This window comes from Mesorhizobium sp. WSM4849, from assembly GCF_055811385.1.
This window is the reverse complement of sequence record NZ_JBVVPW010000009.1, coordinates 25268-47575: the sequence shown is the minus strand read 5'-3', so window position 1 is coordinate 47575 and position 22308 is coordinate 25268. Positions and strand designations below refer to the sequence as shown.

The 22308-nt window shown below is 61.9% G+C and carries 24 protein-coding genes; 11 read left to right on the top strand and 13 right to left on the bottom strand.

Annotation, left to right across the window (positions count from 1 at the left end; translation table 11 throughout):
* Positions 1 to 184 precede the first annotated feature (184 nt).
* Positions 185 to 1306, top strand: coding sequence for a carbohydrate ABC transporter permease (locus AC0L3L_RS11815; protein WP_123150058.1), 1122 nt, complete (start codon positions 185 to 187; stop codon positions 1304 to 1306).
* A 13-nt stretch (positions 1307 to 1319) separates the two neighbouring features.
* A complete protein-coding gene (locus AC0L3L_RS11810) occupies positions 1320 to 2237 on the top strand; it encodes a carbohydrate ABC transporter permease (RefSeq protein WP_029353494.1) in 918 nt (305 codons plus the stop codon).
* Between the two features lie 276 nt (positions 2238 to 2513).
* On the opposite strand, the gene AC0L3L_RS11805 is transcribed toward AC0L3L_RS11810, so the two are convergent.
* Positions 2514 to 3257 carry a creatininase family protein gene (locus AC0L3L_RS11805; protein WP_473637814.1) on the bottom strand — a complete coding sequence of 248 codons (744 nt, stop codon included), beginning with the start codon at positions 3255 to 3257 and terminating at the stop codon, positions 2514 to 2516.
* Positions 3258 to 3555: 298 nt separating this feature from the next.
* Between AC0L3L_RS11805 and AC0L3L_RS11800 the strand changes: the two genes are divergently transcribed.
* Positions 3556 to 4578, top strand: coding sequence for an aldo/keto reductase (locus AC0L3L_RS11800; protein ID WP_473488884.1), 1023 nt, complete (start codon positions 3556 to 3558; stop codon positions 4576 to 4578).
* A 104-nt stretch (positions 4579 to 4682) separates the two neighbouring features.
* Here the strand turns inward: AC0L3L_RS11800 and AC0L3L_RS11795 are convergent, their stop codons facing one another.
* The 4 genes from AC0L3L_RS11795 to clpP all read right to left on the bottom strand — a co-directional run bounded on the left by AC0L3L_RS11795 (position 4683) and on the right by clpP (position 10042).
* Positions 4683 to 4955, bottom strand: a complete 273-nt coding sequence (locus AC0L3L_RS11795; RefSeq protein WP_023798342.1) for an HU family DNA-binding protein — start codon at positions 4953 to 4955, stop codon at positions 4683 to 4685.
* Between the two features lie 193 nt (positions 4956 to 5148).
* Positions 5149 to 7560 (bottom strand): endopeptidase La, encoded by a 2412-nt coding sequence (gene lon / locus AC0L3L_RS11790; protein WP_473637678.1) that lies wholly within the window; start codon positions 7558 to 7560, stop codon positions 5149 to 5151.
* Positions 7561 to 7844: 284 nt separating this feature from the next.
* Positions 7845 to 9119 (bottom strand): ATP-dependent Clp protease ATP-binding subunit ClpX, encoded by a 1275-nt coding sequence (clpX, locus tag AC0L3L_RS11785; RefSeq protein ID WP_029353486.1) that lies wholly within the window; start codon positions 9117 to 9119, stop codon positions 7845 to 7847.
* Between the two features lie 293 nt (positions 9120 to 9412).
* On the bottom strand, positions 9413 to 10042 hold the full coding sequence (gene clpP / locus AC0L3L_RS11780) for an ATP-dependent Clp endopeptidase proteolytic subunit ClpP (RefSeq protein ID WP_292393103.1): 630 nt from the start codon (positions 10040 to 10042) through the stop codon (positions 9413 to 9415).
* A gap of 335 nt (positions 10043 to 10377) precedes the next feature.
* On the opposite strand from clpP, the gene AC0L3L_RS11775 reads away from it, so the two are divergent.
* Positions 10378 to 10623 (top strand): hypothetical protein, encoded by a 246-nt coding sequence (locus AC0L3L_RS11775; RefSeq protein WP_473488883.1) that lies wholly within the window; start codon positions 10378 to 10380, stop codon positions 10621 to 10623.
* Positions 10624 to 10868: 245 nt separating this feature from the next.
* On the opposite strand, the gene AC0L3L_RS11770 is transcribed toward AC0L3L_RS11775, so the two are convergent.
* Complete coding sequence (locus tag AC0L3L_RS11770; protein WP_473637813.1) at positions 10869 to 11966, bottom strand: NAD(P)/FAD-dependent oxidoreductase; 1098 nt, start codon at positions 11964 to 11966, stop codon at positions 10869 to 10871.
* A 158-nt stretch (positions 11967 to 12124) separates the two neighbouring features.
* On the opposite strand from AC0L3L_RS11770, the gene AC0L3L_RS11765 reads away from it, so the two are divergent.
* Positions 12125 to 13378, top strand: a complete 1254-nt coding sequence (locus AC0L3L_RS11765) for a cytochrome P450 (RefSeq protein ID WP_473637677.1) — start codon at positions 12125 to 12127, stop codon at positions 13376 to 13378.
* Here AC0L3L_RS11765 and AC0L3L_RS11760 read toward each other — a convergent pair whose 3' ends face one another.
* The 6 genes from AC0L3L_RS11760 to AC0L3L_RS11735 all read right to left on the bottom strand — a co-directional run bounded on the left by AC0L3L_RS11760 (position 13379) and on the right by AC0L3L_RS11735 (position 17772).
* Positions 13379 to 13729, bottom strand: coding sequence for a cupin domain-containing protein (locus AC0L3L_RS11760; protein WP_473637676.1), 351 nt, complete (start codon positions 13727 to 13729; stop codon positions 13379 to 13381).
* Between the two features lie 21 nt (positions 13730 to 13750).
* Positions 13751 to 15031, bottom strand: coding sequence for an O-acetylhomoserine aminocarboxypropyltransferase (locus AC0L3L_RS11755; RefSeq protein WP_473637675.1), 1281 nt, complete (start codon positions 15029 to 15031; stop codon positions 13751 to 13753).
* Between the two features lie 173 nt (positions 15032 to 15204).
* Positions 15205 to 15726: a CoA-binding protein gene (locus AC0L3L_RS11750; protein WP_258117695.1), complete on the bottom strand. Its 522-nt coding sequence runs from the start codon at positions 15724 to 15726 to the stop codon at positions 15205 to 15207.
* Positions 15723 to 16499, bottom strand: coding sequence for an AAA family ATPase (locus AC0L3L_RS11745; RefSeq protein WP_473637674.1), 777 nt, complete (start codon positions 16497 to 16499; stop codon positions 15723 to 15725). Before AC0L3L_RS11745 ends, AC0L3L_RS11750 begins: the two co-directional genes overlap by 4 nt.
* Positions 16500 to 16511: 12 nt before the next feature.
* On the bottom strand, positions 16512 to 16934 hold the full coding sequence (locus AC0L3L_RS11740) for a VOC family protein (protein ID WP_473528363.1): 423 nt from the start codon (positions 16932 to 16934) through the stop codon (positions 16512 to 16514).
* Between the two features lie 16 nt (positions 16935 to 16950).
* On the bottom strand, positions 16951 to 17772 hold the full coding sequence (locus tag AC0L3L_RS11735) for an enoyl-CoA hydratase (RefSeq protein ID WP_473637673.1): 822 nt from the start codon (positions 17770 to 17772) through the stop codon (positions 16951 to 16953).
* A gap of 178 nt (positions 17773 to 17950) precedes the next feature.
* Between AC0L3L_RS11735 and AC0L3L_RS11730 the strand changes: the two genes are divergently transcribed.
* The 5 genes from AC0L3L_RS11730 (at position 17951) to rpsI (ending at position 20289) form a co-directional block, all read left to right on the top strand.
* Entirely contained in the window at positions 17951 to 18406 is a 456-nt protein-coding gene (locus AC0L3L_RS11730) for a PaaI family thioesterase (protein WP_473637672.1), read from the top strand.
* 51 nt (positions 18407 to 18457) lie between these two features.
* Positions 18458 to 18637: a type II toxin-antitoxin system HicA family toxin gene (locus tag AC0L3L_RS11725; protein WP_473637812.1), complete on the top strand. Its 180-nt coding sequence runs from the start codon at positions 18458 to 18460 to the stop codon at positions 18635 to 18637.
* A gap of 24 nt (positions 18638 to 18661) precedes the next feature.
* Entirely contained in the window at positions 18662 to 19060 is a 399-nt protein-coding gene (locus AC0L3L_RS11720) for a type II toxin-antitoxin system HicB family antitoxin (protein ID WP_473637671.1), read from the top strand.
* A 280-nt stretch (positions 19061 to 19340) separates the two neighbouring features.
* Positions 19341 to 19805 (top strand): 50S ribosomal protein L13, encoded by a 465-nt coding sequence (gene rplM / locus AC0L3L_RS11715; protein ID WP_023798353.1) that lies wholly within the window; start codon positions 19341 to 19343, stop codon positions 19803 to 19805.
* A 1-nt stretch (position 19806) separates the two neighbouring features.
* On the top strand, positions 19807 to 20289 hold the full coding sequence (gene rpsI / locus AC0L3L_RS11710; protein ID WP_023717316.1) for a 30S ribosomal protein S9: 483 nt from the start codon (positions 19807 to 19809) through the stop codon (positions 20287 to 20289).
* A gap of 78 nt (positions 20290 to 20367) precedes the next feature.
* Here the strand turns inward: rpsI and AC0L3L_RS11705 are convergent, their stop codons facing one another.
* Positions 20368 to 21276, bottom strand: coding sequence for a LysR family transcriptional regulator (locus tag AC0L3L_RS11705; protein ID WP_473528366.1), 909 nt, complete (start codon positions 21274 to 21276; stop codon positions 20368 to 20370).
* A 94-nt stretch (positions 21277 to 21370) separates the two neighbouring features.
* Between AC0L3L_RS11705 and AC0L3L_RS11700 the strand changes: the two genes are divergently transcribed.
* Positions 21371 to 22243, top strand: a complete 873-nt coding sequence (locus tag AC0L3L_RS11700; RefSeq protein WP_473637670.1) for an aldo/keto reductase family oxidoreductase — start codon at positions 21371 to 21373, stop codon at positions 22241 to 22243.
* Positions 22244 to 22308: the final 65 nt, after the last annotated feature.

Below are 22308 nucleotides of genomic sequence, written 5' to 3'. Positions count from 1 at the left end.
CCCCCACCCCCCCCCCCAACGCCGGTCGCCCCAAAACCCCACCCCACCCCCCCAAATCCCCCCCCCCTCTTTTTTTTTTTTTTTTTTTTTCCCCCCCCCCGGGGGCCGCCCCCCCCCCCCCCCCCCCCACCACAGCTTGACCGGCCAGCCGGTCATAAAAGCCTTCAGTGAACGGACGAGACGCGTGGCTGACCAGACTTTGCCCACCAATGCGTGGCCGGCAAACGCCGCTCCATCCGATCTGATATCGCCGGGCCGCAAGCGGCTCGGCCGGGCGTTGATGGCTGCTGCGACGCTCGGCCTTCTGGCGGTGATCGCAGTTCAGATCCTGTACAAGACCGACGTCAATGCAGTCGGCTTCGAGACCTGGCGGCCGGTCGTTTATGCCTATGTGCTGTGGGGTACAGCACTCGGCATCGGCCAGGTGCTGACACGCGGCGAAGACGGCCAGCGCGCGCTGTTCCTGCTGCCGGCGCTGCTGTTCACCGTCGCCATGGTGATCTTCCCGACGCTGTTCGGCCTCTACATCGCGCTGACCGACTGGAACCTTAGTTCCTTCTCCGGCCGGAAGTTCAACGGGCTCGACAATTTCTGGCAGATGCTGGCCGACCCCTACTACCGCAACGCGCTGTTCAACATGGTGCTCTACGTGCTTGCGGTGCTGGTCGAATATGTCATCGCCTTCGGCCTCGCCCTGTTGCTCAACGCACAGATCAGGGCGCGCAAATTCTTCCGTGTCGTCTTCCTCATGCCTTTGATGCTGTCGCCGGTCGCGGTGTCGTGGATGATCGGCAAATCGCTGATGGAATACCGGTTCGGACCGGCCGCAACGCTGGCGCGCCAGCTCGGCTGGGAAAATCCCGCCTTCTTTTCAAACCCGATCACCGCCCGCATCTCGATCATGGTGCTGGATGCCTGGACGTTCATCCCGTTCATGATGATCATGCTGCTCGCCGGCCTTCAGGCGATGTCGCGCGAAGTTCTTGAGGCGGCCAGGGTAGACGGCGCCAATGCCTGGCAGACCTTCTGGCAGGTCACCTTCCCGCTGATGCTGCCGGTGTCGGTGACGGCGATCATCCTGCGCATCATCTTCAAACTGAAGCTTGCCGACATCATCATCACCGTCACCTCCGGCGGCCCGGGCGGCGCGACCGATTCCGTATCGAGCTTCATCTATCGCGAGTATCGCGACCGCTCGAATGTCGGCTACGGCACCATGCTGGCGATGGCCTACCTCATCATCATCATCGTATTCGTGACGTGGCTTTTGAAATTCGCCAACCGCTTCGTGCGCAACGTCAACTGATAGGGGCGGCGACATGAGCGTTCAGACCACCGAGTATGCCGCTTCCGAAATCCGCTCGCCGGCGAGCTTTTTCGCCAACCGCGTCTTCATCTATGGCGCGCTGGTGTTCTGGGCCTTCATCTGCCTGTTCCCGATCTACTGGACGATAACCACCTCGTTCAAGACAGCCGTCGACGTCACCCAGGGCCATCTCATCCCGTTCGTCGACTTCCGGCCGGACTGGAAGGGCTGGCGCTCGCTCGGCCTGTCGCCGGACTCGATCTTCCGGACCTCGACGGTGCGCGATGAATTCATCAAGCGCTTCATGAACTCGGTCATCACCTCGGTCGGCGCATCGAGCCTCGCCATCGTCATCGGCAGTCTCGCGGCCTATGGCCTCACCCGCTACCGCTATCACTTCGCCTGGTTCAAGAATGAGGACATCTCCTTCTTCTTCCTGTCGCAGCTGATCCTGCCGCCGGTCGTGCTCGCCTTGCCCTTTTTGGTGCTGTACCGGGAAGTCGGCATGCTCGACACGCGCATCGGGCTGATCCTGCTCTACACGCTGATGGTGCTGCCGATCGTCATCTGGATCATGCGCGACCAGTTCAATTCGATCCCGGTCGAACTGGAGGAAGCAGCCCTCGTCGACGGCCTGTCGATCTGGGGCGCCTTCTTCCGCATCGTCATGCCGATTGCGCTGCCGGGCATGGTCGCCGCCTTCATCCTGGCGATGGTGCTGTGCTGGAACGAGTATTTCTTCGCCGCACTGCTGACCTCGACCGATGCCAAGACCATTCCCGTGATGGTGGCGAGCCAGACCGGCTCGCAAGGCATCAACTGGTGGTCGATGGCGGCGCTGGCCACCGCCGCGATCACGCCGCTTGCCGTCATCGGCATCGCGCTGGAGCGTTATCTGATCATGGGCATGACCGCGGGCGCGGTGAAGTAGGCCCTCGCCACTCCTCCGACGTTGCAACTGTGGATAGCCTTCTGAACGCCGGCGGGACAGCGCCCCCCTCTGTCCTGCCGGACATCTCCCCCACACGGGGGGAGATCGGCCGTCACGCCGGTTTTCGCTAATCTCCAACGCCGCAGGAACGAGCGGGGCGCTGAAACAGCGAATCTCCCCCCAAGTGGGGGAGATGTCCGGCAGGACAGAGGGAGGCGCGAAGGATCGCTACGGCTTTCATTCTGCGCTTCTGCAACGCTCGAAAAGGCGCGTCCGTTAGCGCGCCAGTATCGCCCGCAGATGACCGAGGATCATGGCGACGCCCTTTTGCCCCAGTTCCGCCGAGGCGTCGGGAGCGGTCGCAGTGTACCATCCCGTATTGTCGGTAAAATGGCCGGCGTCCACCGCTTCCGGGCACAGCGCCAGCATCAGCGACGTTTCTCCGATGCCGGCATGGTCAAACGGATATTGGCCGTTCATTGCAGCCGGCATCAGCGGATGCACCTGCACCCAGCTGAAGTAATTGGCGCCTTCGGCGTGTTCGGCATAATAGCCTGCCATCGTCTCCGAGCCCCACCAGCCCTCGCCGCGTTCCTTCTCCAGGAAACGGAAGATCGCCTGGCGGCCGGCGGTCTTGAAGGCGAGATCGGTCGGCATGCCGGCAGCAAAATTCTCGGTCTGGTGGTGGATGATGGCGTGGATGTTGCGAAAGCCGATGCGCAGCAGGCTGTAGAACAGCTCTTCGCCGAACGGCGCCAGCGCATTGCCGCCGACCTGAACCGAGCCATTGCCCTCCGGCGGCGCCACCGCGTAGCTCGCCGCGCCGTAGTAGAACGGCGGCAGGATGACGATGTCGGCTTCCTTTTCGAACAGCTCCAGCATCTTGACGACGGCCAGCGTATCCATGCCGACGGCCATGTGCTCGCCATGGTATTCGAGCACGCCGAGCGTGAGCACGACCGGCCAGTTCTCGGCGATCGCCTTGCGGATCTGGTGCGGCAGCATCAGCTCGTAGCGCATGACGCCTACTCCATGTTGGTATGGCGGGCGCGCATCGATACGGCTCTCGTCCGTCCGCGCCAGCACGCTGCCAAGCTCGTCGCGCGCAATCCTGAACAGATTTGCGCCGGTGTTCTCGTCACAGGCCCACCAGCTTACCGGGGTCAAAAACCTGTCTGGATTGTTTGGTCACATCTTCCCCGAACAGCTTGTTTTTGCTCATCCTATCACCGTGAAAATTCGTGTCCAACGGCTGCTTTTGCAGCGCCCCAGGCGTGATAGTGTCGTGGCAATTGCACAGGTGAGGAAACAACAGGACATGAAGACACGGCATTTCGACCGCATCGGCAATGGCGGCATCAGTTTCACGGAACTCGGCTTCGGCACGGCGCCGCTCGGAAACCTCTATCGCGCCGTCTCCGATGAAGATGCCAACGCCACTCTGGAGACCGCCTGGCGGGTCGGCTGCCGCTACTACGACACCGCGCCGCTCTACGGGCTTGGCCTGTCGGAAACGCGGCTCAATCCGTTCCTGCGCTCGAAAAAGCGCGACGACTACGTGCTGTCGAGCAAGGTCGGCCGCATCATGCGCGCCTGCCCGCCGGACCAACGCACCGGCATCGGCAAGTTCTTCGACACGCCGTCGCGCCGCGAGGTCTACGACTACAGCTATGACGGCGTCATGCGCTCCTTCGAAGCCTCGCTCGAGCGCCTCGGCGTCGACCGCATCGACATCCTTTTCGTGCATGATGTCGACATCTTCACGCACGGCAGCAAGGAGGCCTCGGACCAACGCATCGAGGAGTTCATGCGCTCGGGCTATTACGGGCTGCTGTCCCTGCGTGATCAGGGCGTCATCAAGGCGTTCGGCGGCGGCATCAACGAATGGCAGGTTGCCCAGACACTTGCCGAGCGTGGCGACTTCGATCTTTTCCTGCTTGCCGGGCGCTATACGCTGCTGGAGCAGGAGGCGCTGCAATCCTTCCTGCCGCTATGCCAGAAGCGCGGCATCGGCATCGTTCTCGGCGGGCCGTATAATTCCGGCATTCTGGCAACCGGTCCGAAGCCCGGCGCCTACTACAATTATTCCGAGGCGCCGCAGGACATCATCGACCGCGTCGCGCGCATCGAGGCCATCTGCAAACGCCACGGCGTGCGCCTGATCGAGGCGGCATTGCAATTTCCGCTGCTGCATCCTTCGGTCGTGTCGGTGATCCCCGGCGGACAGCGGCCGAGCGAGGTCGAAAGCAACCGGTCGCTGCTCGACGCGAAGCTGCCACCAGCACTCTGGGCCGATCTCAAGAAGGAAGAGCTGATGCGCGCCGATGCGCCGACGGCATAGAGCCGTCCGCTGTTATCTCGACAATAGAGCCCGCCAAAGTGGGCGCAAAAGAAAAGCCGGGCATGCCCGGCTTTTCTGATCTCTGAAAAGGGTACGAAGGCCGCTTAGTTGACTGCGTCCTTGAGGCCCTTGCCGGCCGAAAACTTCGGCACGGTGCGCGCCGGAATCTGCACTTCCGCGCCGGTCTGCGGGTTGCGGCCGGTCGAGGCAGCGCGTTTTGACACGGTGAAATTTCCGAAGCCGACAAGCCGGACATCGCCGCCCTTCTTCAGTTCGCCGGTGATGACGGAGAACACCGCATCAACCGCCGACTGCGCGTCACCCTTCGAAATACTCGCGGCATCGGCGACAGCGGACACCAGTTCGTTCTTGTTCATAAAAATTCCCTTCCATGAGAAACCGGAACGTAGACTCATCCGGCAGGAAACGGACTTTAGAAAGAAGCGCTTCCGCAACCAAGTCGAAAAGCGTCAAAAGAGTCGAAAAAACCGCGGAATTCCGGGGTTTTTCACATGAAAAAGCCGGGCGCTCGACCCGGCTCTCTCTTGTGCATTGCAACTTTAGAAGGTGCTAATGAGCTAGCGACTTGCCGGCGTCGTCTCCGGCATCCACCGCAGCCGGCGCATTGACCGGTTCAACCCAATCGATCGGCTCCGGCATACGCACCAGCGCATGTCGCAAGACTTCACCGACCCGCCCGACCGGAACGATCTCCATACCGTTCTTCACGTTGTCCGGAATCTCCGCCAGATCCTTGGCATTGTCTTCCGGGATCAGCACCTTCTTGATGCCGCCGCGCAGCGCTGCAAGCAGCTTCTCCTTGAGCCCGCCGATCGGCAGCACCCTGCCGCGCAGCGTGATTTCGCCGGTCATCGCCACATCGGCCCTGACCGGGATGCCGGTCAGCACCGAGACGATCGCCGTCGCCATCGCCACACCCGCCGACGGCCCGTCCTTGGGCGTTGCGCCCTCGGGCACGTGGACGTGGATGTCGCGCTTGTCGAACAGCGGCGGCTCGACGCCGAAATCGATAGCCCGCGAGCGGACATAGGAGGCCGCCGCCGAGATCGATTCCTTCATCACATCGCGCAGATTGCCGGTCACCGTCATACGACCCTTACCGGGCATCATGACGCCTTCGATCGTCAGCAGCTCGCCGCCGACTTCCGTCCAGGCGAGCCCGGTGACCACGCCGACCTGATCGTCGGCCTCGACCTGACCGAAGCGGAAGCGCGGAACACCAAGGTAATCGGCGAGATTGTCCGCCGTGATGTCGACCGTCTTCTTCTTCGTCTTCAGGATCTCGGTCACCGCCTTGCGGCCGAGCTTCATCAGCTCGCGCTCCAGGCTCCTGACGCCCGCTTCACGGGTGTAGGTCTGGATGATGCCGCGGATCGCGTCCTCGCCGACGGAGAACTCCCTCGGCTGCAGCGCATGATCGCGGATCACCTTGGGCATCAGGTGGCGCTTGGCGATCTCGATCTTCTCGTCCTCGGTGTAGCCGGCGATACGGATGATCTCCATGCGGTCCATCAAGGGCGCAGGGATGTTCAGCGTGTTCGCCGTCGTCACGAACATCACGCTCGACAGGTCGTATTCGACCTCGAGGTAGTGGTCCATGAACGTCGAGTTCTGCTCGGGATCGAGCACCTCAAGCAAGGCCGACGACGGGTCGCCGCGGAAATCCTGGCCCATCTTGTCGATCTCGTCGAGCAGGAAGAGCGGGTTGGACTTCTTCGCCTTCTTCATCGACTGGATGACCTTTCCGGGCATCGAGCCGATATAGGTGCGCCGGTGACCGCGGATTTCAGCCTCGTCGCGCACGCCGCCCAGCGCCATGCGGATAAACTCGCGGCCGGTCGCCTTGGCGATCGACTTGCCGAGCGAGGTCTTGCCGACGCCGGGAGGTCCGACGAGGCACAGGATTGGCCCTTTCAGCTTCTTCTGGCGACTCTGCACGGCGAGATACTCGACGATGCGGTCCTTGACCTTGTCGAGGCCGAAATGGTCGGTGTCGAGCACGTTCTGCGCGAAGGCCAGATCCTGCTTGACCTTGGAGTTCCTGCCCCATGGTATCGACAGGATCCAGTCGAGATAATTGCGCACGACGGTCGATTCAGCCGACATCGGCGACATCGTCCGCAGCTTCTTCAGCTCGGCTTCCGCCTTTTCGCGGGCCTCCTTGGAGAGCTTGGTCTTCTTGATGCGCGCCTCGATCTCGGCGGCCTCGTCGCGGCCGTCCTCGCCCTCGCCGAGCTCCTTCTGGATCGCCTTCATCTGCTCGTTGAGGTAGTATTCGCGCTGCGTCTTCTCCATCTGGCGCTTGACGCGCGAACGGATGCGCTTCTCGACCTGCAGGACGGAGATTTCGGCTTCCATGAAGCCCATCGCCTTTTCCAGCCGCTCCTTGACCGAAAGCGTGGCCAGCATCTCCTGCTTCTCGGGGATCTTGATGGCAAGATGCGAGGCAACCGTATCGGCGAGCTTGGAATAGTCGTCGATCTGGCTGGCGGCACCCACCACTTCGGGCGAGATCTTCTTGTTCAGCTTGACGTAGTTCTCGAAGTCGGTGACGACGGAACGGGCCAGCGCCTCGACCTCGACCTCTTCCTCATCCGGTTCGACCAGCGCCGCGGCGCGGGCCTCGTGGAAGTCGGGACGGTCGGTGAACGAAACGATTTTCGCGCGCGAGGCGCCTTCGACCAGCACCTTAACGGTGCCGTCCGGCAGCTTCAGCAGTTGCAGCACATTGGCGAGCGTGCCGATGTCGAAGATCGCATCGGACTCGGGATCATCATCGGCGGCATTCATCTGGGTCGCAAGCAGGATCTGCTTTTCCTGACCCATCACCTCCTCCAGCGCCTTGATCGACTTTTCACGCCCGACAAAGAGCGGAACGATCATGTGCGGGAACACCACGATGTCGCGCAGTGGGAGGACTGCGAAGACGCCGTCGCTGGGAGCCTTGGATATTTTGGCCATTGTCCAACCTTTCATGTCGCGACCGCCAATCGGCCAACCGCGAATCTCATATTAACGACCGAGGATCGTTCCGCCTACCACCGTTTGTGACGGGAGTTTTACAGCACAGAATTCAGCACCCCGGCCTTCCTCAGTTAGTTGGAGGCACGGGGGGCAAAGATCAAGGGTCAACACGAAACCGTTCATCCAATCTGTCACAATCCGTTCATCATAAGTCGGCCCGTCCGCAAAACAAAACGGCACCTCACGGCGCCGTTTGAAGAATTCCACTGCAGGTGCTCACGTCAGGCGCTGACGTTGCCCTTCTTTTCCTTCTGCTCGGAATAGATGTAGAGCGGCCTGGCGTTGCCGGACACCACCTCTTCCGAAATAACCACTTCGCGCACGCCTTCCAGCGCCGGCAGCTCGAACATCGTGTCGAGCAGGATCGCTTCCATGATCGAGCGCAGGCCGCGCGCGCCGGTCTTGCGCTCGATGGCGCGCTTGGCGATCGCCGACAGCGCATTCTCATGGAAGGTCAGGTCGACATTCTCCATCTCGAACAGCCGCTGATACTGCTTGACCAGCGCGTTCTTCGGCTCGGTCAGGATCTGGATCAGCGCCGGCTCGTCGAGGTCCTCCAGCGTCGCCAGGACCGGCAGACGGCCGACGAACTCGGGAATGAGGCCGAACTTCAGCAGATCCTCGGGCTCGACCAGGCGGAAAACATCGCCGGTGCGGCGATCCTCGGGCGAAGCGACGGTGGCGCCGAAGCCGATCGAGGTCTTGCGGCCGCGATCCGAGATGATCTTGTCCAGCCCAGCGAAGGCGCCGCCGCAGATGAACAGGATGTTGGCGGTGTCGACCTGCAGGAATTCCTGTTGCGGATGTTTCCTGCCGCCCTGCGGCGGGACGGAGGCGACCGTGCCTTCCATGATCTTCAACAGCGCCTGCTGCACGCCTTCACCCGACACATCGCGGGTGATCGAAGGATTGTCCGACTTGCGCGAGATCTTGTCGATCTCGTCGATGTAGACGATGCCGCGCTGGGCGCGCTCGACATTGTAGTCGGCCGACTGCAACAGTTTCAGGATGATGTTCTCGACATCCTCGCCGACATAGCCCGCCTCGGTCAGTGTCGTCGCATCGGCCATGGTGAACGGCACGTCGATGATGCGGGCCAGCGTCTGCGCAAGCAGCGTCTTGCCGCAACCGGTCGGGCCGATCAGCAAAATGTTGGACTTCGCCAGCTCGACGTCGTTGTTCTTGCCGGCATGCGCGAGGCGCTTGTAATGGTTGTGGACGGCCACCGACAGCACGCGCTTGGCGTAGGGCTGGCCGATGACGTAGTCGTCGAGAACCTTGAGGATCTCCTGCGGGGTCGGCACGCCCTCGCGTGACTTCACCATCGAGGTCTTGTTCTCCTCGCGGATAATGTCCATGCAGAGCTCGACGCATTCGTCGCAGATGAACACCGTCGGGCCGGCGATCAGCTTGCGGACTTCGTGCTGGCTTTTGCCGCAAAACGAGCAATAAAGCGTGTTCTTGGAATCACCGCCGTTGTTGCCGACCTTGCTCATTTTCATGTCCTTTCATAGCCGCCCGCCGATGGTCTGGTTGAAAGGGCGCATAACTCAATCTATCGCGGGAAATCGCCGCCGCCAGTATTCCGGCTCCCGCAACGCATTCCATACGAAACACATATCAGAAAACGTCGCAATGATTCGCACCAACCCCACACAAAGCTAAGCCGTCGAAAATCAACATAGGCTTAACGTAGGCAATTGCTCCCGTCGAGGGAACAGCCAATTGTGGCCGAAATGCCGCAAGCGGCATCAAAAGCGTGTTTTCCCACCATCCACTGCCACCAGGCTTATGCGGCGGCAACCTCAGCCGGCTCGCGCGACGAAATGACCTTGTCGATGAGGCCGAAATCCTTGGCCTCGTCGGCGGTCATGAAATGGTCGCGGTCGAGCGTCTTCTCGATCTCGTCGTAGCTCTTGCCGGTGTGCTTGACATAGACCTCGTTGAGACGGCGCTTCAGCTTGATGATGTCCTGGGCGTGGCGCTCGATGTCGGAAGCCTGGCCCTGGAAGCCACCGGAAGGCTGGTGGACCATGATGCGGGCATTCGGCGTGGCGAAGCGCATGCCCTTCTCGCCTGCGGTCAAGAGCAGCGAACCCATCGAGGCCGCCTGGCCGATGCACAGCGTCGCTACCGCCGGCTTGATGAACTGCATGGTGTCGTAGATCGCCATGCCGGACGTGACGACGCCGCCAGGCGAATTGATGTAGAGGTTGATTTCCTTCTTCGGATTCTCCGCCTCGAGAAACAGGAGCTGCGCGCAGACCAGCGTCGCCATGCCGTCCTCGACCGGGCCGGTGATGAAAATGATGCGCTCTTTCAGGAGCCGCGAGAAAATGTCGTAGGCCCGCTCGCCGCGATTGGTCTGTTCGACCACCATCGGAACGAGGTTCATGTAGGTTTCGATGGGGTTTTTCATGGACTATCCCTTTTCAAAGGTGGGATTCCGGCGCCGGGAAATTAGCAAGTCGGGCAGAATCGGTTCTGGATCGTTGTCCTGTAAATAGGATGTCGGCTCACCCTAGCGCAAGGCCGCCCCTCCTAGCCATCCGGTTAAGTCGAATCAAGCTTTCTGCACAGAATTCGCCCGAGGCTATTTCGGCAGCCATCTGCTGCTGTTGAAGCAGCACGGCTGCGTAGCACTTTCTTAACCGCGTCGCTTAACGAAATATCTCGAAACTGCTTTCCCGCGATGCGGCTTCCCCTACAATTCAACGTTGAACTTGCGCTGAAGGCTCAAACAGGGGAAGTGCCGTGATCAGGGAAACTGACTTCCTCGACCACGTGGCCGAGACCGTGGTGCTGCAGCCGGAGCGCAGGCGCCGCGTCGTTGGTGCCGCCGAGCATGAGAGCATCGCCGAAGAGGTTCTGGTGCAGCCTGAACAGCGACGCATCATCGAGGTTCCCGCCTCCTACCAGACAGTGGTGCGCCGCGTGATGGTCAGGGACGGTTCGTCCAGCTGGCGGCGCGTGTATACGCTAAGGCACTGCAGGGGGTAACGGCAAAACATGCTGGTGTCGGTTGTGATTGTATTTGGAATAACCGCCGCGTTTGTTTTTACGCGATATGATTTGTACGATGCTTCATCGCTGAAATGGAAAAGCGCATCCGAACCGACGACAGCCTACGCATATGCCGTCTTTTTCGTTTTGCTTACGATCGCAGCCATAGCGCTTTTCTTCTACCCTCTAGGCGGCTAGCAGCCATTGCAGATTTTAGCCTGTTTGGCGTTGGCGATTGGAAACTATTCCGCCCGCAGCCATTTCTTCAGCCCGCCGAAATCGCCGTCGTCGACGCAAGCCGCGACACGCCGGCCGACCGCTGCGCCGAATTTGTAGCCGTGGCCGGAGCAGGCCGAGACAACAAGGCACTTGCCCTTCTCATGCGCCAGGAATTTTTCGTCGGCGGTGAAGGTGTAGGCGCAGGTGGCGACCTCGGTGACCTTGTATTCCTCGACACGGGCGATCGGCGGCGAAAACAGGTCGCGGATCGCCTCGCCCTCGCCCGCCACCGGCTGCCGGTTCCAGTCGGCGTCGCTGGTCGGCACTTTGTGCAGCCCTGAGCCGAATTTCATGCCGGCGCCGCCGGACGGCGGGATCACGTAGCCGTCGACGGCGCCGCCGACATTGAGGATGACCGGGGCCGAACGCCATGCCGCTTTCAGATCCGCCGGCGGTTCGACATAGGCGAGCGCGGTGCGCCAGGTCTTCAGGTCGCCGCCCAGTTCCGGAAACAGTTTCAGCACCCAGGCGCCGGCGGCGACCACGATGCGGTCGGCCTGCATCGTCTCGCCGCTTTCAAGCACGAGGCGGCCAGCCTCGGCGTCGACCTCCACCACCTTGCTGTTTTCGTAGACATTGGCGCCGTTTCTCCGCAGCCATTCGGCGAGGCGGGAGGCAATCTTGCGACAATGCAGCGCGCCACCCTCCGGCGAGAAATACGCGTAGCGGAACGAGCCGGGCTGCAGGAACCGCCAGCGCTTGGCCGCGGCGTCCGGCTCGAACAGTTCGATCGGATAGTTCCCGGCCTCCATGCCCTCGCGGTATTCCTCGGCTTCGTCTCCCGGCTCCCGCGAAATGCAGATGAAGCCGCGCCGGTCGAGATGGTTTTCGCCGAGATTGGCCCACATCTCGTCCCAGGCCTCATAGGCCTCGGTGATCAGCCGGCCATAGCCCGCCGCTGCACCATAGGCGCGGCGGATGATGCGGTGATGGTCGCCTGAGGCGGCAAGCGGATTGGGAATCGACCCCTGCTCGACGATCGTGACCCGGTGCCCGGCCTTAGCCAGCGACCAGGCCGTCGAAAGCCCTGCAATGCCTGCGCCAACCACGATCACATTCATCAAGTCAGTCTTTCCGCAGCCGCGCCGGCTGGCTCAACGCTTTTTTGTGCATGTCGTTGTCCCAAAACCGCTTCACACTTTTGGGCGACACGCATCAGATTGCCGGGCGCCAACATACGGTCTGGCATCAAGCTGGCAAGCCGCGTTAATTGTCTGGCATGACCAAATTGATGCTGACCTATCTTGCCTTCGATCCAGGCACCCGCCATGTGCGACTGGACCCGCACGAGCCTGCTTTCTTCCAGAACCCCTATGAGGCCTATGCCTTCATGCATGGCGCATCGAACGCCTTCTTCTGGGAAGAGTTCGGCTTCTGGTGCTTTGGCGGCTTCGACGACGTCAGCCGGCTGCTGCGCGACCGCCGCTTCGGCCGCCAGAACCCGGCCGGCATCCCGGACAGAAGCGGCATCGGCCGGGATCGCACGCATCTCAACGCCTTCGACGGTATCGAGGCCAATTCGATGCTGGAGCTGGAACCGCCCGTTCACACCAGGCTCAGAACGCTGGTCAACCGCGCCTTCGTCTCGCGTCAGGTCGAGCGCCTCAGGCCGCGCGTCGAGGCGCTGGCCAACGAGCTGATCGACCGTTTCGAACCGGACCAGGTCGACCTGCTGCCGGCTTTCGCATCGCCTTTGCCGATCACCATCATTGCCGAAATGCTCGGCGTGCCGGTCGAGATGGGGCCGCAACTGCTCGGCTGGTCGCATCAGATGGTCGCCATGTACATGCACGGCCGCACGCGCGAAACGGAAGAGACGGCCAATCGCGCCGCGCGCGACTTTTCGGGGTTCCTGCGCGGCTATGTTGCCGAGCGGCGCAAAAACCCCGGCGACGATCTATTGTCGCTGCTGATCTCGGCGCAGGAGGACAACCAAAAACTCTCGGAGGATGAACTGGTGTCCTCGGCTATCCTGCTGCTCAATGCCGGCCACGAGGCAACCGTCCATCAGACCGGCAATGCGGTGCGCTCGATCCTTGCGCAAGGCGGCGACCCGCGCCGCTTCTTCATGTCCGCGGAAACGACCGCAGCGACCGTCGAGGAATGCCTGCGCTTCGACGCGCCGCTGCACATGTTCACGCGTTATGCCTATGAAGAGATCGAGGCCGGGCCAGGCGTGATCGTGCGGCCGGGCGAGACGATCGGCCTGCTGCTCGGCATGGCCAACCACGACCCGGCTGCGTTTGCCGAGCCCCTCGCCTTTCGGCCGGATCGTGCGGACCAGAAGAACGTCTCGTTCGGCGCCGGCATTCATTTCTGCATCGGCGCGCCGCTCGCCCGGCTCGAATTGCAGGTATCGCTGAAAACCTTGTTCGAGCGCCTACCCCAGCTCCATCTTGCCGAACAGCCGCGCTTCCGCGATACCTATCATTTCCACGGGCTGGAAACGCTCGTCGTGCACACCGGACGGTGATCAAAGCTTGATCACATACTCCTTGCGAGTCGTTTCAAGCACTTCCCAGCTTCCCTTAAACCCCGGCCTAAGTACGAAACTGTCGCCGGCCCTGACGGTGCGCGCCTCGCCGCCGTCCTCTGATATCACCGAGACGCCCGACAGGATGTGGCAGAACTCCCACTCGTCATACTCGATGCGCCATTTGCCCGGCGTCGCCTCCCAGATGCCGGCATAGAGCCCGCCGTCCTGCTCCTCGACATTCCAGGTGCGGAATTTTGGATCGCCTGAAATCAGGCGATCCGGCGCCGGCGCACCAAGTTCCGGTTCGACGCTTTCAATATCGACCGAGAGAAATTTCGGCGCAGTCATGGAAACTCCTTCCAGCGGGGATCAAACCTTGGCGAGGGCCTGTTCCAGATCGGCGACAATGTCGTTGACATCCTCGATGCCGACCGAGAGCCTGACCGTATCCGGCCCAGCGCCGGCGGCGACCTTCTGCTCGTCCGACAGTTGCCGATGCGTGGTCGATGCCGGGTGGATGACCAGCGACTTGGTGTCGCCGACATTGGCGAGGTGCGAGAACAGTTCGAGCGCCTCGACGAATTTGATGCCCGCCGCATAGCCGCCCTTCAGGCCGAAGGTGAACACCGCACCGGCGCCAAGCGGCGAGTACTTCTTCTGCAGCGCATTGTTGCTGTCGCTGGGCAGGCCGGGATAGGACACCCAGGCGATCTTCGGGTGGTTGGACAGCCAGCCGGCGACAGTGACCGCATTGTCGCAATGGCGCTGCATCCTGAGCGGCAGGGTTTCCAGCCCGGTCAGGATCAGGAATGCGTTGAAGGGCGAGATCGCCGGGCCCATGTCGCGCAGGCCGAGCACGCGCGCGGCAATGGCGAAAGCGAAATTGCCGAAGGTCTCGTGCAGGACGAGGCCGCCATATTCGGGGCGCGGCTCCGACAGCATCGGATATTTGCCGGATTTCGACCAGTCGAAGGTACCGCCGTCGACAATGGCGCCGCCGATCGAATTGCCGTGGCCGCCGATGAACTTGGTCAGCGAATGCACGACAATGTCGGCGCCATGCTCGATCGGGCGCACCAGATAGGGCGAGGCCAGCGTGTTGTCGACGATCAGCGGCAGGCTGTGTTTACGGGCGATGTCGCCGATCTTCTCGATGTCGACGAAGACACCGCCCGGATTGGCCAGGCTCTCGATGAAGATCGCCTTGGTCTTTTCGTCGATCTGGCTTTCGAAGGTCGAGATGTCGTTGGTGTCGGCCCAGCGCACCTGCCAGCCGAAATTCTTGAAGGCGTGGCCGAACTGGTTGATCGAGCCACCGTAAAGCCTTGTCGCGGCGACGAAATTGTCGCCGGGCTGCATCAGATTATGGAAGACGAGCACCTGCGCGGCATGGCCCGACGCCACCGCCAGCCCCGCCGTGCCGCCTTCGAGCGCCGCGATACGCTCTTCCAGCACCGCCTGCGTCGGGTTCATGATCCGGGTATAGATGTTGCCGAAGGCTTTTAGCCCGAACAGCGAGGCGGCATGATCGGCATCATCGAAGACAAAGGAGGTCGTCTGGTAGATCGGCGTGGCACGCGCGCCGGTCGCCGGATCGGGCTTGGCACCCGCATGGACGGCGAGCGTGTTGAAACCGGGCGTGCGGGTCATCGAAGATCTCCCCTGAATGGTGAATGGTGAATGGTGAATGGTGAATGGTGAATGGTGAATGGTGAATGGTGAATGGCAAAGTCGGCCAGCCCCATTCTGATTGCAAGCGGCTCATATGCCGCTTTGCCCGCCTTCCAGAAAAATCCTTCTATTCACTATTCACCATTCACTACCTACTTCTGGCGGACGCCAAAACTCTGGAATCCCGGCCGCATCAGCGGCTTCTTCGACGACAACACGCCTGAGTTGACGCCGGTCCAACCGATTTCGCCCGACAGCTTGCCATATTCGATCTTGGGGCAGCGGTTCATCACCACCTTGATGCCGGCGGCCTCGGCGCGCGCGGCCGCCTCGTCGTGGCGCACGCCAAGCTGCATCCAGATGACTTTCGGCAACGGGTCGAGCCGCAAGACCTCGTCGACGACGCCCGGCACTGCCGCCGAGCCGCGAAACACGTCGACCATATCGATCGGCTCGGGAACATCGGCGAGCCTGGCATAGGTCATCCGGCCAAGGATTTCCTTGCCGGCCTGGCCGGGGTTGATCGGGAAAACCGAAAACCCTTTGCCCAGCAGGTATTTCAACACGAAGTAGCTCGGCCGCACATCATTGGCGGACGCACCGACCATGGCGATGGTTTTCACCGAATTGAGGATGCCGGCGATATAGGCATTGTCGTAGGCGTCGTGGTTCATGCCTCGTCCTCATACAGAGCTTCGGCGAGAAAACCATCCGGGTCGTTGCAGAAACTGCGCATCATGCGAAAATGATCGGTGTCGTGGAAATCGGTCGGGTCGAGGCCGAACCGGCTGATGCGGAACAGCCGCGCGCCGGGACAGGCCATCAGCAGCGGCGAATGCGTCGCCATGATCACTTGCGCCGTGCCTGATAGATCCATCCGCCGCAGCATCTTGAGAAGCTCGATCTGGCGCGTCGGCGACAAGGCGCTTTCCGGCTCGTCTAGGATGTAGATACCTTGCCGGCGGCAGCGCTCCTCGAAGAACCGGATGAAACCCTCGCCATGCGACCAGGACAGGAAATCGGGCGGCGCCGCATGGGCGTCGATGGCGGCCTGATCGAGATAGCGGGCCACGGAGTAAAAAGATTCGGCGCGAAAGAACCAGCCGGCGGTGACCTTCGGCAGCCAGTGGCCGCGCAGCGTGGCGGCGAGCGCCGCGCCGCTCTTGTCGATGGCGCGGGAGTGGTCGATGGGCATGTAGCCCTTGCCGCCACCGGCCTCATCGTATCCGGCCAACGCGCCGATCGCCTCGAGCAATGTCGATTTGCCGGTGCCGTTCTCGCCGACGATGATGGTGATCGGCGTGGTGAATTCGAGTTCGAAATCGTGGCCGCGGAAGATCGGCAGGTTCCAGGGATATTTTTCCCAATTTTCGACCCGCGCCGGCTCGATCAGGATGCGCTTGAGATAGGGAGCCTTCAGTCGCGTCAGTTGCTTGCGATATGCCATCTGGCAGAGCGATCAGCCCGGCAGCGAGATGCTGCCGTCTTCCGCGATTGGAAAAGCCGGATTGTGCGCCACCTCCCAGACATGCCCTTCCGTGTCGGCGAAATAACCATACCAGCCGCCCCAGAAGGCGCGGCCGGCCGGCTTGACAATGCGGCCGCCGGCCTTCTCGGCCATCGCAAGCACGTGATCGACTTCAGTGTCCGAGCGGGTGTTGTAGGCGAGGTAGATCGCCGACGGCGCCGGGCCGAAGGTGATGCCTGAATCCGCTTCGGCGCTTTCGCGCGGGAACAGCCCGAGAATGACGCCGCCCATCTGGAAGAAGGCGACGCCGTCGGTGATCCCGGCATGGCGGGTCAGGCCCATCGCCTCGTAGAAGCGTGTGGCGCGCTCGAGATCGTCGACGGCAATGGTGACGATGGAGATGCGAGGCTCCATGTCTATTCCTCCATGTCTATTCGTCCGTCCATTCCGGCTTGCGCTTGCCGATGAAGGCGCCGATGCCCTCTTCCGCGTCGCGCGCCAGCATGTTGTCGACCATGACGCGGCCGGTATAGGCATAGGCCTCGGCCAGCCCCATCTCGGCCTGCGCGTAGAAGGCCTCCTTGCCGGTCTTCACCACCAAAGCCGATTTGGCAGCAATGGTTTGCGCGTATTTGGTGACAATCTGATTCAGATATTCGCGCGGCACGATGCGGTTGATCAGGCCGAATTCCTTGGCCGTCGCCGCATCGATCGTCTCGCCGGTCAAAAGCATCTCCATCGCCTGCTTGCGCGAGACGTTGCGCGACAGCGCCACCATCGGCGTCGAGCAGAACAGGCCGATATTGACGCCCGGCGTGCAGAAGGCCGCCTCATGCGAGGCGATCGCCAGATCGCAGCTCGCGACCAGTTGCGCCCCGGCCGCCGTCGCCAGACCATCGACCTCGGCGATCACCGGCTTGGGATGGCGCACGATCGCCTGCATCAGTGCCGCGCAAGCGGAAAACGTCTCCTCGAAGAATGCCTTGCCGCGATCGGCGTCGGCGCGGCGCGCGGTCATTTCCTTGAGGTCGTGTCCGGCGCAGAACACCTTTCCGGTCGCCGCCAGGATGATGACCCGGACGGATCTGTCGGATTTCGCGCGGTCGAGCTCCGCCGTCAGCGCCGCCATCACCGCCAGCGACAGGGCATTGGCCGGCGGATTGGCGAGCGTGAGGCGGAGCACGCCCTTGTCCAGCCTCGCGACAACAGGACCTTCGGCAACAGCCGGCTTGATGGCGACGATTTCAGCCATGTCTCCAACCTCTTCATCGGCCAGCGGGCATCGGATTCGCGGGCCATGGAACAAAAGAACTAGCACGCTACCGATTGAAGAACAGCCTTGAGACGTGTTTTCTCGGCTGCGCGGCCTCAGCCAAGCGCCCTCGCCTTGAGACCGCCGGCCCTACGGCGCCGTATATAGGAAACCGCCTATGCCCGCCCAAAACAATCTCAAGCCGATGCTGACTGCCGCGCAAGTCAATGCGCTGATGGAGACCGTCTATCCGCAGCTCAACGACCAGTTCACCTTCTACGAGGCGATCGACGTGTTTCCGGGCGGCTGCACGGTGCGCCTGAATGCCGACGAGCGGCATTTGCGCCCCGGCGGAACCGTGTCGGGCCCGTCGCTGTTCACGCTGGCCGACATTGGCGGCTATGTCTGCGTGCTTTCGCATGCCGGGCCGGATGCGCTTTCGGTGACCACCAATCTCAACATCAATTTCGTCCGCAAAGCCGAGGCGGGACCGATCGACGGCCATTGCCGGATCCTGAAGCTGGGCAAGAGCCTGATGGTGTTCGAAATCGACATCGTCGCCGGACCGGAGGGACATACGGTTGCGCACGCGACGGGAACCTATTCGATCCCGCCGAAGCGGTCGCCATCTTGACAATTGAATTTCCGGTTGATGTGTATATATGTGCGCATTAGGTGACCTTTGCTGGAACGTGACAGCCGCAAGATCGTGAAGCGTCTCAAAGACGATGGTTTCGAACTGATTTCCATACGCGGCTCGCATCACAAATTCCGAAAGGGCGAGATTGTGTTGATCGTTCCGCATCCCGAGAAGAATCTGCCAACCCGTACCGCTCGCGCGATCGCCAAGCAGGCAGGCTGGTAAGGACGAGCGTCCTGGAGATTGCAAATGAAGAACTATTTCGCATTGGTCGACAAAGATCCCGGCAGCGCATTCGGCATCCGCTTTCCGGACATTCCCGGCTGCTTTTCGGCTGCGGACGCGGCGGAAGACATCGTGCCCAATGCCGTTGAAGCCTTGCAATTGTGGGCAGAGGATATGCCCGTTCCAGAGCCGTCCAACCATGAAGCGATTGTCGCGCTTCCCGACATACGCAACGCGCTCGCCGAAGGAGCCTATCTGGTCTCGGTGCCGCTCATCGACAATGACAGCGCCGTCGTCAGGGCAAACGTGACTTTCGAGCGCGGCGTTTTGCGGGCGATCGACATCGCAGCGCGCGAACGCGGCATAACGCGATCTGCGTTCCTCTCCAGCGCGGCCCGTAAGGAAATCGAGGCAAAGCACTAAGGCCAGATTCTGCACCGCAATTAACACTAGATCAGTGTGGTAAAATAGTACCTATTATTCAATCCTTTGTTTTTGCTTCATTTTCTGAGCTACGCGTCTTTTAATTCGCCTTGACGTGCTATCTCCCCCTCGCCTATAAGCCCTCACGGAACAGCGGCCCGCCAAAGGCCGCCGTTTTGTTATTGGCGGCGGGCGAGCGCTCGGCGTCAATCCAAGCAACAAGAAACGCTTTTCCTTGTCGTTCGTCGATGGGGAAGGTCCGAACCGAAAGCAACAATCCATGGCAACCTTTTCGCAGAAGCCTGCGGATGTGGTGAAGAAGTGGGTGCTGATCGACGCCGAGGGTCTCGTCGTCGGCCGTCTCGCCACTGTCATCGCCAATCATCTTCGCGGCAAGCACAAGCCCACCTTCACCCCGCATGTCGACGACGGCGATAACGTCATCGTCATCAACGCCGACAAGGTGGTGTTCACCGGCAAGAAATTCACCGACAAGGTCTATTACTGGCACACCGGCCACCCCGGCGGCATCAAGGAGCGCACCGCGCGCCAGCTGCTCGAGGGCCGTTTCCCCGAGCGTGTCGTCGAGAAGGCCGTCGAACGCATGATCCCGCGTGGCCCGCTCGGCCGTCGCCAGATGAAGAATCTCCGCGTCTATGCAGGCACGGAACATCCGCATGTCGCCCAGCAGCCCGTCACGCTCGACGTGGCCAAGCTGAACGCCAAGAACAAGAAGGTTTCGTAAAATGGCTGAGCTTTCCTCGCTCGCAGAACTCGGAACTGCCACCGGCAACACCAACACGCAGCCGGCGGCACCCGTCCATGTCCAGAAGCTCGACAAGTCGGGCCGCGCCTATGCCACCGGCAAGCGCAAGAACGCCATCGCGCGTGTCTGGGTGAAGCCCGGCTCCGGTAAGATCGTCGTCAACGACAAGGTGTTCGCCGAATATTTCGCACGCCCGGTCCTGCAGATGATCCTCAACCAGCCGATCATCGCCGCCAACCGCGCCGGCCAGTACGACATCGTCGCCACGGTCATCGGCGGCGGCCTTTCCGGCCAGGCCGGTGCCGTGCGTCACGGCATCTCCAAGGCGCTGACCTATTACGAGCCGGCGCTGCGTGCCGTGCTCAAAAAGGGCGGCTTCCTGACCCGCGACAGCCGCGTCGTCGAGCGCAAGAAGTACGGCAAGGCGAAGGCCCGCCGCTCGTTCCAGTTCTCGAAGCGCTAAGCACTGCGCAGCTTCAGACATTCGAAAAGGCCGCCTCCGGGCGGCCTTTTCTTTTGGTGATACTAACCTGGCCCAAATTTAGGAACGATCGGCCGGTACTTTGATGAAGTCGATAAACGCCCGCAACGGCACTGGCACGAGACGCCGGCCGGGATAATAGAGGAACGGCCCGGGGAAGCTCTGCCACCAAGGTTCGAGGACGGGTTCGAGCACACCGCTCTCAAAGTGAGGGCGAAGCCAGTCCTCGAACAGGCTGACAATGCCGGTACCGGCGATAGCGGCATCGACGGCGAGATCGGCCGCTCCACCCAGGGTCACGAGAAGCGGCCCCGTCGGATCGACCCGCACCACCTCGCCGGCACGCTCGAATTCCCACGGCGGCATCGCACCACTGGCGAAGCGGCCGCGCAGGCAGGCGTGACCGAGAAGGTCGCGCGGGTGTTCCGGCCGGCCATGGCGGTCAAGGTAGGCAGGGCTGGCGGCGGTGGCAAAGCGCTGAAGGCGCGGTCCGATCGGCACCGCGATCATGTCCTGTTCCAGCCGCTCGTCGTAACGGATCCCGGCATCGCAGCCTGCCGCCAGCACGTCGACAAAGCTCTCCTCGGCGATCACCTCCAGCCGGATGCCGGGATAGGCAGCGAGAAACCCTGGGACGATGCTGGGCAGCACCAGCCGCGCCGCGCTGACCGGCACATTAAGGCGCAACGTACCTGCCGGCCTGTCGCGGAAGCCATTCACAACGTCGAGGGCCGATTCCACCTCGGTCAAGGCTGGGCCGAGCTGGGCCAGCAAGCTCGCACCCGCTTCGGTCAGGACGACACTGCGGGTCGTCCTGTTGAGCAGCCTGACACCGAGCTGCGTCTCGAGGCGGCGCACCGCCTCGCTCAAGCCCGACGCACTGCCGCCGCTGGCGCGGGCGCCATCGCGAAAACCCTTGGCCCGCGCTACGGCCACGAAGGCGTTCAGGTCTCCGAGGTCGATCTTCATTGTTCGATATTCCGTACAGCCCGTGCGGAATGTACCCAATTATCGTGAGATCGGACAGCGCCTATCTCAGCGTCATCCTGAACGGAGATAGACCATGTCCAGTACCGACAATTACGGCACATTCACTCTCGGCGACCGCACCGTGAAACGGCTCGGCTACGGCGCCATGCAGCTCGCAGGACCCGGCGTATTTGGTCCGCCCAGAGATCACGACGCAGCCTTGGCCGTGCTGCGCGAAGCCGTTGCGCGCGGGGTCAATCACATAGACACCAGCGATTTCTACGGGCCGCACGTCACCAATCTGCTCATCCGCGAGGCGCTCGCGCCCTATCCGGACGACCTCGTCATTGTCACCAAGATCGGCGCCCGGCGCGGCGAAGACGGATCATGGCTGCCGGCCTTCTCGGCCGAAGCGCTGACCCAGGCGGTGCACGACAATCTGCGCAATCTCGGGCTCGACGTGCTGGACGTGGTCAATCTCAGGATCATGTTCGACGCGCATGGCCCTGCCGAAGGGTCGATCGAGGCGCCGTTCACTGTGCTGGCCGAGTTGCAGCGGCAGGGTTTGGTGCGTCACATCGGGCTAAGCAATGTCACGTCAGCGCAGATCGAAGAGGCGCGACGGATCGCCAGGATCGTCTGCGTGCAGAACCAATACAATCTGGCGCACAGGGGCGACGATGCCTTGATCGAAAAACTCGCCCGCAACGGTATCGCCTATGTGCCGTTCTTTCCGCTCGGCGGCTTCAACCCGCTGCAGTCGTCTACCCTATCCGGCGTCGCTCAGCGCCTGGGCGCCACGCCGATGCAGGTCGCGCTCGCCTGGCTGCTCGGTCGCGCGCCCAATATTCTGCTCATCCCCGGCACCTCGTCCGTCGCGCATTTGCGGGAGAACCTCGCCGCAGCCGAACTCGATCTGCCCAAGGATGCCGTCAGGGAGCTGGACGGCGTGGCGATGGCTGCATGAGGATTGGCGAAAGCGGCAACGAGCCGATCTCCCCCACAAGGGGGCGAGGCAGCTTCAGCCACCAC

Coding starts and splice junctions, on each gene's coding strand:
- AC0L3L_RS11810 (WP_029353494.1), top strand. CDS start 1,320: ATGAGCGTTCAGACCACCGAGTATGCCGCTTCCGAAATCCGCTCGCCG.
- AC0L3L_RS11805 (WP_473637814.1), bottom strand. CDS start 3,257: ATGCGCTACGAGCTGATGCTGCCGCACCAGATCCGCAAGGCGATCGCC.
- AC0L3L_RS11800 (WP_473488884.1), top strand. CDS start 3,556: ATGAAGACACGGCATTTCGACCGCATCGGCAATGGCGGCATCAGTTTC.
- AC0L3L_RS11795 (WP_023798342.1), bottom strand. CDS start 4,955: ATGAACAAGAACGAACTGGTGTCCGCTGTCGCCGATGCCGCGAGTATT.
- lon (WP_473637678.1), bottom strand. CDS start 7,560: ATGGCCAAAATATCCAAGGCTCCCAGCGACGGCGTCTTCGCAGTCCTC.
- clpX (WP_029353486.1), bottom strand. CDS start 9,119: ATGAGCAAGGTCGGCAACAACGGCGGTGATTCCAAGAACACGCTTTAT.
- clpP (WP_292393103.1), bottom strand. CDS start 10,042: ATGAAAAACCCCATCGAAACCTACATGAACCTCGTTCCGATGGTGGTC.
- AC0L3L_RS11770 (WP_473637813.1), bottom strand. CDS start 11,966: ATGAATGTGATCGTGGTTGGCGCAGGCATTGCAGGGCTTTCGACGGCC.
- AC0L3L_RS11765 (WP_473637677.1), top strand. CDS start 12,125: ATGACCAAATTGATGCTGACCTATCTTGCCTTCGATCCAGGCACCCGC.
- AC0L3L_RS11760 (WP_473637676.1), bottom strand. CDS start 13,729: ATGACTGCGCCGAAATTTCTCTCGGTCGATATTGAAAGCGTCGAACCG.
- AC0L3L_RS11755 (WP_473637675.1), bottom strand. CDS start 15,031: ATGACCCGCACGCCCGGTTTCAACACGCTCGCCGTCCATGCGGGTGCC.
- AC0L3L_RS11750 (WP_258117695.1), bottom strand. CDS start 15,726: ATGAACCACGACGCCTACGACAATGCCTATATCGCCGGCATCCTCAAT.
- AC0L3L_RS11745 (WP_473637674.1), bottom strand. CDS start 16,499: ATGGCATATCGCAAGCAACTGACGCGACTGAAGGCTCCCTATCTCAAG.
- AC0L3L_RS11740 (WP_473528363.1), bottom strand. CDS start 16,934: ATGGAGCCTCGCATCTCCATCGTCACCATTGCCGTCGACGATCTCGAG.
- AC0L3L_RS11735 (WP_473637673.1), bottom strand. CDS start 17,772: ATGGCTGAAATCGTCGCCATCAAGCCGGCTGTTGCCGAAGGTCCTGTT.
- AC0L3L_RS11730 (WP_473637672.1), top strand. CDS start 17,951: ATGCCCGCCCAAAACAATCTCAAGCCGATGCTGACTGCCGCGCAAGTC.
- AC0L3L_RS11720 (WP_473637671.1), top strand. CDS start 18,662: ATGAAGAACTATTTCGCATTGGTCGACAAAGATCCCGGCAGCGCATTC.
- rplM (WP_023798353.1), top strand. CDS start 19,341: ATGGCAACCTTTTCGCAGAAGCCTGCGGATGTGGTGAAGAAGTGGGTG.
- rpsI (WP_023717316.1), top strand. CDS start 19,807: ATGGCTGAGCTTTCCTCGCTCGCAGAACTCGGAACTGCCACCGGCAAC.
- AC0L3L_RS11705 (WP_473528366.1), bottom strand. CDS start 21,276: ATGAAGATCGACCTCGGAGACCTGAACGCCTTCGTGGCCGTAGCGCGG.
- AC0L3L_RS11700 (WP_473637670.1), top strand. CDS start 21,371: ATGTCCAGTACCGACAATTACGGCACATTCACTCTCGGCGACCGCACC.